Below are 10,899 nucleotides of genomic sequence, written 5' to 3' on the forward strand. Positions count from 1 at the left end.
ACGCCAAACAGGGCGCGCATCCTGTTTGCATGCAGGCGGCGCCATGAGCGGGTCCGTCGTCCTCCTGCATCTGGCCGGCGCCGTGGCGCTGATGCTGTTTGCCACCCGCATGGTGAAAACCGGCGTCGAACGCGCCTATGGCGACGTTCTGCGCCATCGCCTGCGCGCCACCATGCGCAATCCGATCATGGCGTTGCTGGCCGGCACCGGCCTCGCCATCGCCCTGCAGAGCTCCACCGCCGTCACGCTGCTGGTCGGCTCCTTCGCCGGCTCCGGCATCGTCTCGGGCGCCGCCGGTCAGCTTGCCGTGCGCGGCGCCGAGATCGGCTCGGCTCTGGTAGTCAAGCTGCTGACCTTCGATCTGACCTTGCTGGTGCCGCTCTGCCTGATTACCGGCACGGTGATGTTCATGGCCACCGAGCGGCGCGACTGGCGCCAATCCGGCCGCATCCTGGTCGGCATCGGCCTTCTGATCCTGTCGCTGGAGATGATCGGCCAGGCATCGGAGCCGCTGCGCAACAGCCAGCTCATGCCGGTCATCATCAACTACTTCTCGACCGATTCCATCACCGCCTACCTGCTGGCGGCGCTGATCACCTGGCTGTTCCAGTCGAGCATCGCGGCGGTGCTCTTGATGGCGACGCTGGCCGGCCGCGGTCTGATCACACCCGAGCTCGGCGTCGTTCTCATCCTCGGTGTCAATCTCGGCTCCTCGATCATCGCGCCGATGCTGACCCGCTCGTCGAGCCCCGAAGTGCGCGTCGTGCCGATCGGCAACCTCCTGATGCGCGGGCTAGGCTCGCTGATCATGCTGATCCTGGTCATGATCTTCAGGCCCCACTTCGCTTTTCTCGGCTCGACGGCGGCGGACCAGATCGTCAACGCCCACATCCTGTTCAATGTGCTGATCCTGCTCGCCGGCCTGCCGCTTGCAGGCTTCGTCTACCGCGCCTCGGAGAAGATCGTGGCGCTTGGCACCAAGCCGGCGCCGGCCAGCACACTCGACGTCGTCGAGCTGTCGGCGCTCAACGAGAGTGCGCTCGACGTGCCTAGCCAGGCGCTGGCCAACGCCACCCGCGAGGTGGTGCGGGTCTGCGAGACCGTCGAGATCATGCTCAAGCGCATCATCGAGCTCTACGAGAGCGCTGACGCCGACAAGATCAAGGCGCTGGCTGCACTCGACGACCGCGTCGACAGGAAGCATGCCGCGATCAAGCTCTATCTGGCCAAGCTTACCAGGAACCCGCTGACCGAGGACGAGGCGCTGCGTTGCCAGGAGCTGATCGGCGCCTGTGTCAAGCTGGAGCAGGTCGGCGACATCATCGTGCGCAACATGCTGGTGCATGTGAAGAAGAAGTTCGAGCGCGGACTGGAATTCACCGACGAGGGCTGGAGTGAATTGTTCGCCTTCCACAGCTCGGTGCTTGCCAATGCCCGGCTCGCCTTCAACGTGCTGGTGTCGCGCGATCCCGAGACTGCCCGCCAGCTGGTGCTGGAAAAGGACCAGCTGCGCGACCGCGAGAAGGAAACCAGCGCCAGCCATTTCGTGCGGCTGCGCGACGGCACGGCCAAGAGCGTCGAGACCAGCTCGATCCACCTCGACACCATCCGCGACCTGAAGCAGATCAATTCGCTGCTGGCCTCGATGGCTTATCCGGTGCTCGAAGAGCGCGGGCTGCTGACGGGGTCGCGGCTGAAGGCGAGCTGATCCATCGTTTCGACGGCAAAAATACCTTTGCTCTGCTTCCTCCAGTCGGGATAAGGGTCCATTAGCCCAGCCTTTCGGAGGAAATCGATGGACACCCATTCGCGCAGTTTCGCCAAGGCGCTCTCCTGGCGGGCGACCGGCACCATCGACACGATCATCATTTCGTTGGTCGTGACGGGAAGCATCAAGCTCGCCGCGACCATCGGCCTGACCGAGGTCGTCACCAAATCGCTGCTCTATTATCTCCACGAGCGGGCGTGGCTGAAGATTCCCTATGGCCGCAAGACCCCGGCCTAATGCCATCGGTCAAGAAAAGCTAAAGCGGCGCCAAAAATTTCTGGATTGCCCGCAAAGCCCATCCGTGGTTTGAGGCCATTCCAGCTAAGGCCTTCCCATGTCGCTTCCGCTCATCGCCCTGTTCATCGCCGCCTTTGCCTTTGGCACCACCGAATTCGTCATAGCCGGCGTGCTGCCGCAAGTGGCGCAAGGTCTTGGCGTTTCGGTTCCCTCCGCCGGTTATCTCGTCTCCGGCTATGCCTGCGGCATCGCCATCGGCGGGCCGCTGCTGGCGTTCGCCACCAAGTCGCTGTCGCGCAAAACCTTGCTGCTCGGCCTCGCCATCGCCTTCACCATCGGCCAGGCGGCCTGCGCGCTAGCGCCCGATTTCACCTCGATGCTTTTTTTGCGCATTGCTGTGGCGGTCGCGCACGGCGCCTATTTCGGCGTCGCCATGGTCGTCGCCGTCGGTCTTGTGCGCGAGGACCAGCGCGGCATGGCGGTTGCCGTCATCCTGTCCGGCCTCACCGTCTCCAACGTCATCGGCGTGCCGGCTGGCACTGCGATCGGCAACATCTGGGGCTGGCGCGCGACCTTCTGGGTGATGTGCGCGCTGGGCGTGGCGGCAACGCTTGCCATGGCAGCGCTGTTGCCGCGCACGACGGGATCGTCGGCCAGGCCCGCCGGTTTCGCCCGCGAGGTTCGCGTGCTGGCACGCCAGCAGATCTGGACCTCGCTGATCCTGATGCTGATGCTGATGATCGGCCAGTTCGGCCTGTTCACCTACATCACCCCGACACTGCTGGAGGTCACCGGGCTCGACGAGAACCTGGTGCCGTGGGTGCTACTGCTCAACGGCGTCGGCGCCACGCTCGGTGTCTTCCTGGGCGGCAAGCTCTCCGACTGGAAGCTGATGCCGTCATTGATCACCATGCTGGGCTTGCAGGCGGTGACGCTGGCCGTCATCTATGCCGTCAGCCCCTATCCCCTGCCGATGGTTGTCGCGATCGTCATCTGGGGCGGTCTCAACTTCGCCATCGGCACGCCGATCCAGACCCGCATCCTGGCCTGGACGGCAGACGCCTCGAATCTCGCTTCGTCGCTCATTCCGTCCGGCTTCAATGTCGGCATCGCGCTTGCCGCGTCACTGGGCGCGGCCATGCTCAATGCCGGCTATGGCTACCGCAGCCTGCCGCTGCTCGGCGCCATCGCGATGCTTGTCGCCGTCGCAGTGGCGCTCGCTTCCTATGTCTGGGAAGGGCGCAGCAACGCCACGCCGCCGCTGACGGCCCCAGCCGAGTAGCGACCTCAGCCCTTCGTCTCTTTCAACACGTCGATGAAGGCGCGCAGCGCCGGCGGCACCAGCCGGTGGCCTGGATAATAGAGGAACAGGCCGGGAATGGGCGGACACCAATCGTCCAGCACGGTGACGAGCGATCCCTGATCGAGGTAAGGCTTGGCAGTCTTGTCCGATATGTAGGCAACGCCCATGCCGCAAGCCGCTGCTTCGGCCATCAACTCCATACTGTCGAGTGTCAGTGCGCCCTGAACATCGATGGCAATCTCCTGGCCATGTTTCTCGAACTCCCACCGATAGGGCTTACCGCTCGGCAAGCGGAACCGGATGCAGGCTTGATCCCCGAGATCATCTGGCGTGTGCGGAGCCGGGCGGCCGGCGAGATAGGCCGGCGATGCAACGGCGATGAAGCGTGTCGGCCCACCGAAGCGCACCGCGACCATATCCCGCGGTACGGCCTCGCCCAGGCGGATGCCGGCATCAAAGCCTTCGGCGACGATATCGACCAGCTTTCCCTCGGTGACGAGATCGAGCGAGACCTGGGGGTAGCGCTGAAGAAACGACGGCACCACGGATCCGAGCAACAGCCGGGCACCGATCTCGCTGGTGTTGATCCTCAGCGTCCCTGACGCAAGACCGCGGAAGTCATCAACCTCGGCTAGTGCCGCATCGATATCCGACAAGAGCGGCCGCAGGCGTGCGACCAGCCGTTCGCCAGCCTCGGTCGGCGCAACGCTGCGTGTGGTGCGATTGAGCAGGCGCACGCCCATGCCCCGCTCCAGCGTCCGCATCATGTGGCTGAGCGTCGAGGGGGACAGGCCAAGATCGTCGGCCGCCTTACGGAAGCTGCGATGCAAGACGATTGCGGCCAGCGCCGACAATTCGGGAAGTCCGGGCTTCGAATTCATGGTGAATCTTCATCAAGCTATCCAAAATTGAACGGATAGTATCATGAGTTGAGTGGAGTAGTCTTGGCCGAAGTCAACAACGAAAGGACTTCTCCCATGGCCAAGACATGGTTCATCACCGGCACCTCGTCCGGTTTCGGACGGCTTCTGACGGAAAGGCTTCTGGTCCGTGGCGATCGAGTTGCCGCAACGGTGCGGAGGCCGCAGGCGCTCGCCGATTTGAAAGCGCATCATAGCGATCACCTCTGGATCGCTTCTCTTCAAATGACCGACAGCGATGCGATCAAGGCAACGATCGGCAAAGCCTTTGACGATCTAGGGCACATCGATGTCATCGTCAGCAACGCCGGTTACGGCCTGTTCGGCGCCGCCGAAGAGCTTGACGACAACCAGATCCGCGACCTGATCGACACAAATCTTGTCGGCTCCATCCAGGTAATCCGGGCAGCACTGCCGCATCTGAGGAAACAGCACGGCGGCCGCATCCTGCAAGTCTCTTCGGAGGGTGGCCAGATGGCCTATCCCGGTTTCAGCCTCTACCACGCCACCAAATGGGGCATCGAAGGCTTCGTCGAATCCGTTCGGCAGGAGGTCGCGTCCTTTGGCATCGGCTTGACACTCGTCGAGCCCGGACCGACGCAGACGAACTTCGGCGCCAGCCTGATCAGTTCCCAGTCTGAGGAAATCTATGCGAACACGCCGGTCGGCGACCTGCGCAAGGCCTTTGCCGAGGGCTCGTTCGACGTCAAGGGCGACCCGCACAAGATGGTCGAAGCGATGATTGCTTCGGTCGAGCAGAATCCCGCTCCGCGCCGATTGACCTTCGGCGCTGCCGCCTACGCCTCGATCCGCAGCGCGCTCCAAGGCAGGCTCACGGAACTGGAGAACCAGAAGGACGCAGCGCTCGCGATGGATATCGACCCCTGACGGCTAGCGGTTGAGCGGCGGCCGCCGAACGCCGGATCACCCGCGCCAGCGCAACAGGCGCATGGCGTTGGCGGTGACCAGCACGGTGGCGCCGGTATCGGCCAGGATCGCCGGCCACAGGCCGGTGATGCCCAAAATGGTGGTGACCAGGAACACTGCCTTCAGCCCGAGCGCCACGCTGATGTTCTGGCCAATATTGGCCATCACCGCCCGCGACAGTTTCACCATGCGCACGACGTCCATGACGCGGCCATGCAAGATCGCCGCGTCCGCGGTCTCCAGCGCCACATCGGTGCCGCCGCCCATGGCGATGCCGATGTCGGCGGCGGCCAGCGCCGGCGCGTCGTTGATGCCGTCGCCGACCTTGGCCACCTTGAACCCCTCGCGCTGCAATTCGCCAACGATGCGCTGCTTGTCCTGAGGCAACAGCTCCGCCCGCGCCTCGATGCCAAGCGAAGCGGCGATGGCTTCGGCCGTGCGGCGGTTGTCGCCGGTCAGCATCACCGCACGGATGCCCTCAGCCTTGAGCGCCGCGATCCCGGCCGCCGCATCCTGCCGCGGCTCGTCGCGCATGGCGATCAGCCCGGCCACCACGCCATCGGCCACCAGCACCGAGACGGTCTTGCCCTGGCCATTGAGGCTGTCGACGGCGAGGCGCTGCGCCTCGGTCATGTCGGCGCGTTCGCCCGCCGCCTGGCCGGAGCCTAGGAAGACGGCAACGCCGCCGACGCTGCCCTCGACACCCTTGCCCGAGATCGCCTTCGCCGCCAAGGCCGGCGGCACCGGCGCCTTGTCGGCCTTGGCCCTCGACAGGATCGCCATAGCCAGCGGATGGCTGGAGCCCTGCTCCAGCGCTGCCGCCAACGCCAGCACGGTGCGTTCCTCGCGGCCATAGGCCACGATGTCGGTGACGACAGGCTTGCCCGCGGTCAGCGTGCCGGTCTTGTCGAAGGCCACCGCCGTGATCCGGCGAAAGCCTTCCAGCACGGCACCACCCTTCATCAACAGACCATGCCGCGCGCCGGTCGCCAGCCCTGCGGCGATCGCCGCCGGCGTCGAGATGACCAGGGCGCAGGGGCAGCCGATCAGCAGGATCGCCAGGCCCTTGTAGATCCATTCGTTCCAATCGCCGCCGGCAAGCAGCGGCGGCAGCAGCGCCACCAGTGCGCCGACCGCCAGCACGGCCGGCGTGTAGGTGCGCGAGAAGCGGTCGATGAAGCGCTCGGTCGGCGCCTTGGCCTCCTGCGCCTCCTCCACAAGCCGCACGATCCGGGCGATGGTGTTGTCCGACGCGGCTGCGGTCACGCGAACCTTGAGCACTCCGTCGATGCTGATCGTGCCGGCGAAGACGGCGTCCGCAACACCCTTGCGCTTCGGCGTGCTCTCGCCGGTCACCGGCGCCTCGTCGATGTCACCAGACCCCTCGACGATCTCGCCATCGGCAGGGATGCGGTCGCCCGGCCGCGCCACGATGACGTCGCCGACCGCAAGGTCTTCGGCTGGAACCTCTGATGTGCCGCCCGCCCGCTCGACCAGCGCTGTCTTCGGCACGAGATCGGCAAGTCCCTGGATGCTCGCCCGGGCGCGGCCGGCGGCGACACCTTCCAGAAGTTCGCCGATCAGGAACAGCACCACCACGGCGGCGGCTTCTTCCGTGGCGCCGATCATCACAGCGCCTGTCGCCGCGATGGTCATCAGCATCTCGATCGAGAACGGCGTGCCGGCCAATGCCGCCATCAGCGCGCGCCGCGCGATCGGCACCAGGCCGACCAACAGCGCGCCCAGGAACACCCAGCGCTCGGCTACTGGGAACAGATGGCCGATGCCATAGGCGGCAACAAGCGCCGCCGCGCAAGCCAGAGTCAGCGCTGCACGGCGGGAGCGCCACCACGCCTGCCCCGGCTCGACATCACTGTGGAGATGAGATGACCCGGCAGCCTCGTTGGCGACCTGTTCGCCGCCATGCTCATGATCGTCGCCGGCGTGATCGTGGCCCTTCTGGTCAGCGTGGTCATGCGCCGAGGCCACTGAAGCCCGCCCATCGGTCTTGGCTTCGGCCTTGACGATGCCGTAGCCGAGCCGCGCCACCTGCTGCAGCACCTTGCCATCGTTGAGCGAACCGCCATGGCTGACCGTCATGCTGGCGCCGGTCACCGAAACCGAGACATCGTCGACGCCGTCGAGGCGACGCACCGCCGTATCGATCTTGGCCGCACAGGAGGCGCAGTCCATGCCGCCGATCTTGAACCGTGTCTGCCTGAGGGGCGTCGTCATCACATCACCTGTCTGTCTTGTCCGCTTGGCGTCGCCGCATGGGTCTTGAATGCTGATGTCAGGCACTGTAATTGCTCTAGTCACTAGAGCTTCAAGAGGCAAATTCATGTTTTCCATCGGTGATCTCTCGCGCCGCACCGGGGTCAAGGTGCCGACCATCCGCTACTACGAGCAGATGGGCCTTGTTGCGGCACCCGAGCGCTCGGAAGGCAACCAGCGCCGCTATTCCAGGCAGGAGCTGGAGCGGCTGGCCTTCATCCGCCACGCCCGCGACCTCGGCTTCGCGGTCGAGGACATCCGCTCGCTGATCGAGTTGAGCGCCCACCCCGAGCAGCCCTGCGGACACGCCGACCGGATCGCCGAGGAACAACTGATCTCGGTGCGGGAGAAGATTGCCCAGCTGAAGCGGCTGGAGGCCGAGCTCGAACGCATCGCCACCTGCTGCAATGGCAAGACGGTCGGCGACTGCTACGTCATCCGCGCCCTGTCCGACCACGCGCTGTGCGCTGACGAGCATGGTTGACACTCCAATAGGGTCCCGGCGCGGACCTCGACCTGGACGCGGGTCGTTTGTGAGCCAGGAGCAGGCATGACCAGGACTGTCGGCGATTTCGGCTTGACCTGCGGCATCCTGCCGACGGGCGCCGACAATGCGATCACCGACGTGCCTGGCGTCCGTGTCGGTCACTGCACGCTACGCAACGGCGACATCAACACCGGCGTGACTGCCATCCTGCCGCATGGCGGCAATATATTTCGCAACAAGGTGATCGCGGCCAGCCATGTCATCAACGGCTTCGGCAAGACGGTCGGCCTGACGCAGGTGCAGGAACTCGGCACCATCGAAACCCCGATCCTGCTGACCAACACGCTCTCGGTCGGCACCTGCGCAACGGCGCTGATCCGCGACGCCATCCGCCTGAACCCGGACATCGGCCGCTCGACCGGCACCGTCAACCCGGTGGTGGGCGAGTGCAATGACGGGCCACTGAACGACATCCAGGCACTGGCGATATCAGAGGAACACGCCCTTGCGGCGCTGGCGGATGCGCATGAAGGCGCGGTCGAACAGGGCAACGTCGGCGCCGGGACGGGAATGAGCTGCTTCGGCTTCAAGGGCGGCATCGGCTCGGCGTCCAGAAAGATCGCGGCCGGCGGCGAACGTCATCTTGGCGTTCTCGTCCTGTCTAATTTCGGCAAGTCCGGAGACCTCGTGCTCCCCGATGGGCGCAGGCCCGATCCCGGGCAATCGGACCGGGCCGAACGCGGCTCGATCATGGTTATTCTGGCAACCGATGTGCCGCTCGAACACCGCCAGCTCGAGCGCGTGGCGCGCCGCACCGGAGCAGGCATCGCAAGGCTCGGCTCCTTCTGGGGCCATGGCAGCGGCGACATCGCCATCGCCTTCAGCACCGGCAACATGGTCGACCACGACGAAGCCCGCGACCTGGTGCCGTTGCTCACCCTCAACGAAGCGCGCATCGACATCCTTTTGCGGGCAGCGGCGGAGGCCACGCAGGAAGCGGTGTTGAACTCCATGCTGTCCGCCCAGGCCTTCACAGGCAGGGCCGGCACGCGTCGCACGTCGCTCGCCGACTGGCTGCGCGATCAGGCCGAAAAGCGATAAAGCGAGCTACAGCTCGATCCGAAACCGCAAACTCTCCACCCCACCATAGGCGGCGTCCTCGAAGAAGCGTTCGACGAGCTTGCCGCCATTGGCCAGGATCACCTTGTGCGAGGCCGGATTGCCCGGCTTGGCGGTGATCTCGACATGGGGCAGGCCAATCGCCCTCGCATCATCCAGCATCAACCGCAGCGCCTCGGTGGCGTAACCGCGCCGCCGCTTCCACGGCACCACTGCATAGCCGATATGACCGAGCACATGCGGCGGCAGTTCCGCAGTGCCCTTCTGCCAGCGAAAGCCGATCGAGCCCGACGCTTCGCCGTCCCAGATCCAGCGGCGGAAGCCCGGCAAGCGCGGTACTTTCGTCCCGTCAGGCAAGGCGATCGGGCCGCCCTTGGCCTGGGGATCATCGAGGTCGGCGAGAAAAGCCACCGGATCCTTCTCGATCGCCGCAAGCTGCTCGCGCGTCGCTTCCAGCAACCGCACATTGTCCGGCGACCAGCCGCGTTCGAGCGCCGCCTTGTAGGACGGCAAATGTTCAAGCGCGGGTTTGACGATTTCGATCATGTTACACCGTGGAGACGCTACGCCGGTAAAATAGCATCCTTGCCCGGGAAGGCACGATCCACCAAAGCGCTGCCTCTTACGACAAGGGCCGCGCTCCCATCGCTGGAAACGCGGCCCCGATCTTAAGTCCTTGGGAGGACGGGCACTCCGGCGCGGCCGCGCCGGAGTGCCATTGGCAAGCTCAGGCGATGTCGAAGCGGTCGGCGTTCATCACCTTGGTCCATGCCACGACGAAATCCCTGGCGAATTTCGCCTTGGCGTCCGCCGTTGCATAGACTTCGGCCAGCGCCCGCAGCTGTGAGTGCGAACCGAAGATCAGATCGGCGCGGGTGCCGGTCCACTTGACTTCGCCGGTCTTGCGGTCGCGGCCTTCGAACACGTCCTTGGCCTCCGATGCCGCCTTCCACTCCGTGCCCATGTCGAGCAGGTTGACGAAGAAGTCGTTGCTCAGCGTTTCCGGCTGCTTGGTGAAGACGCCGTGCTTGGACTGCCCGGCATTGGCGCCGAGAACGCGCAGGCCGCCGACGAGAACCGTCATCTCCGGCGCGGTCAGCGTCAGCAGCTGCGCACGGTCGACCAGCGCCTCCTCGACGGTCAGCCGCTGCTTGCCGCTGACATAGTTGCGGAAGCCGTCAACCGTCGGTTCCAGCGGCGCGAAGGAGTGGACATCCGTCTGCTCCTGCGAGGCGTCCATACGGCCCGGCCAGAAGGGAACGTCCACGCTGTGGCCGGCGGCCTTCGCGGCCTTCTCGACAGCAGCACCGCCACCGAGAACGATCAGGTCGGCAAGCGAGACCTTCTTGCTGCCGGTCTGCGAAGCATTGAAGTCCTTCTGGATCGCTTCGAGCTTGTCGAGCACCTTGGCGAGCTCAGCCGGCTGATTGACGGCCCAGTCTTTCTGCGGCGCAAGGCAGATGCGCGCGCCATTGGCGCCACCACGCTTGTCGGAGCCACGGAAGGTCGAGGCCGACGCCCATGCCACCGAGACCAGCTGCGACACCGACAGGCCGGACGCCAGGATCTTGGCCTTGAGCGCTGCCGCGTCCTCTTCGTCGATCAGCACGTGATCGACCGCCGGAATGACGTCCTGCCAGGGCAGCTCTTCCTTCGGAACCAACGGGCCGAGATAGCGCACAAGCGGGCCCATGTCGCGATGGGTCAGCTTGTACCAGGCGCGGGCGAACGCGTCGGCGAACTGATCCGGATTCTCATGGAAGCGCCGCGAGATCGTCTCGTAGGAAGGATCGAAACGCAGGGCGAGATCGCTGGTCAGCATCGAGGGCGCATGGCGCTTGGTCGGATTGTGCGCGTCCGGCAC

General features: G+C 65.2%; 10 protein-coding genes. 6 read left to right on the forward strand and 4 right to left on the reverse strand.

Features of this window, described 5'->3' with window-relative positions; translation table 11 throughout:
- Positions 1-43 precede the first annotated feature (43 nt).
- The 3 genes from EN935_RS09200 (at position 44) to EN935_RS09210 (ending at position 3,287) form a co-directional block, all read left to right on the forward strand.
- Complete coding sequence (locus EN935_RS09200) at positions 44-1,708, forward strand: Na/Pi cotransporter family protein (protein WP_127373281.1); 1,665 nt, start codon at positions 44-46, stop codon at positions 1,706-1,708.
- Between the two features lie 87 nt (positions 1,709-1,795).
- The gene (locus tag EN935_RS09205; RefSeq protein ID WP_109660020.1) at positions 1,796-2,005 is read left to right on the forward strand and encodes a DUF2061 domain-containing protein; all 210 of its coding nucleotides are present in this window, start codon (positions 1,796-1,798) and stop codon (positions 2,003-2,005) included.
- Positions 2,006-2,102: 97 nt separating this feature from the next.
- On the forward strand, positions 2,103-3,287 hold the full coding sequence (locus tag EN935_RS09210) for an MFS transporter (RefSeq protein ID WP_127265671.1): 1,185 nt from the start codon (positions 2,103-2,105) through the stop codon (positions 3,285-3,287).
- 5 nt (positions 3,288-3,292) lie between these two features.
- On the opposite strand, the gene EN935_RS09215 is transcribed toward EN935_RS09210, so the two are convergent.
- Positions 3,293-4,189, reverse strand: coding sequence for a LysR family transcriptional regulator (locus tag EN935_RS09215; RefSeq protein WP_109660016.1), 897 nt, complete (start codon positions 4,187-4,189; stop codon positions 3,293-3,295).
- 96 nt (positions 4,190-4,285) lie between these two features.
- Between EN935_RS09215 and EN935_RS09220 the strand changes: the two genes are divergently transcribed.
- Positions 4,286-5,116 carry an SDR family oxidoreductase gene (locus EN935_RS09220; protein ID WP_109660014.1) on the forward strand — a complete coding sequence of 277 codons (831 nt, stop codon included), beginning with the start codon at positions 4,286-4,288 and terminating at the stop codon, positions 5,114-5,116.
- Positions 5,117-5,152: 36 nt separating this feature from the next.
- Here EN935_RS09220 and EN935_RS09225 read toward each other — a convergent pair whose 3' ends face one another.
- Positions 5,153-7,390: a heavy metal translocating P-type ATPase gene (locus tag EN935_RS09225; RefSeq protein WP_109660012.1), complete on the reverse strand. Its 2,238-nt coding sequence runs from the start codon at positions 7,388-7,390 to the stop codon at positions 5,153-5,155.
- Positions 7,391-7,496: 106 nt separating this feature from the next.
- On the opposite strand from EN935_RS09225, the gene EN935_RS09230 reads away from it, so the two are divergent.
- Positions 7,497-7,913: a helix-turn-helix domain-containing protein gene (locus EN935_RS09230; RefSeq protein WP_109660010.1), complete on the forward strand. Its 417-nt coding sequence runs from the start codon at positions 7,497-7,499 to the stop codon at positions 7,911-7,913.
- 66 nt (positions 7,914-7,979) lie between these two features.
- Positions 7,980-9,017 carry a P1 family peptidase gene (locus tag EN935_RS09235; RefSeq protein ID WP_127264749.1) on the forward strand — a complete coding sequence of 346 codons (1,038 nt, stop codon included), beginning with the start codon at positions 7,980-7,982 and terminating at the stop codon, positions 9,015-9,017.
- A 6-nt stretch (positions 9,018-9,023) separates the two neighbouring features.
- Here the strand turns inward: EN935_RS09235 and EN935_RS09240 are convergent, their stop codons facing one another.
- Both EN935_RS09240 and EN935_RS09245 read right to left on the reverse strand, forming a co-directional pair.
- Positions 9,024-9,581, reverse strand: coding sequence for a GNAT family N-acetyltransferase (locus tag EN935_RS09240; protein ID WP_109660006.1), 558 nt, complete (start codon positions 9,579-9,581; stop codon positions 9,024-9,026).
- Between the two features lie 181 nt (positions 9,582-9,762).
- Positions 9,763-10,899: peroxidase family protein (locus EN935_RS09245; protein WP_348629879.1), on the reverse strand; the 1,137-nt coding region annotated here is incomplete at its 5' end.

The organism is Mesorhizobium sp. M7D.F.Ca.US.004.03.1.1 (assembly GCF_003998635.1).
GTDB lineage: Bacteria > Pseudomonadota > Alphaproteobacteria > Rhizobiales > Rhizobiaceae > Mesorhizobium > Mesorhizobium loti.

What these genes read in the sequence shown, in the direction of transcription:
- EN935_RS09235 (WP_127264749.1), top strand. Translation starts at nt 7,980, where the DNA reads ATGACCAGGACTGTCGGCGATTTCGGCTTGACCTGCGGCATCCTGCCG.
- EN935_RS09225 (WP_109660012.1), bottom strand. Translation starts at nt 7,390, where the DNA reads ATGACGACGCCCCTCAGGCAGACACGGTTCAAGATCGGCGGCATGGAC.
- EN935_RS09230 (WP_109660010.1), top strand. Translation starts at nt 7,497, where the DNA reads ATGTTTTCCATCGGTGATCTCTCGCGCCGCACCGGGGTCAAGGTGCCG.
- EN935_RS09200 (WP_127373281.1), top strand. Translation starts at nt 44, where the DNA reads ATGAGCGGGTCCGTCGTCCTCCTGCATCTGGCCGGCGCCGTGGCGCTG.
- EN935_RS09210 (WP_127265671.1), top strand. Translation starts at nt 2,103, where the DNA reads ATGTCGCTTCCGCTCATCGCCCTGTTCATCGCCGCCTTTGCCTTTGGC.
- EN935_RS09215 (WP_109660016.1), bottom strand. Translation starts at nt 4,189, where the DNA reads ATGAATTCGAAGCCCGGACTTCCCGAATTGTCGGCGCTGGCCGCAATC.
- EN935_RS09205 (WP_109660020.1), top strand. Translation starts at nt 1,796, where the DNA reads ATGGACACCCATTCGCGCAGTTTCGCCAAGGCGCTCTCCTGGCGGGCG.
- EN935_RS09240 (WP_109660006.1), bottom strand. Translation starts at nt 9,581, where the DNA reads ATGATCGAAATCGTCAAACCCGCGCTTGAACATTTGCCGTCCTACAAG.
- EN935_RS09220 (WP_109660014.1), top strand. Translation starts at nt 4,286, where the DNA reads ATGGCCAAGACATGGTTCATCACCGGCACCTCGTCCGGTTTCGGACGG.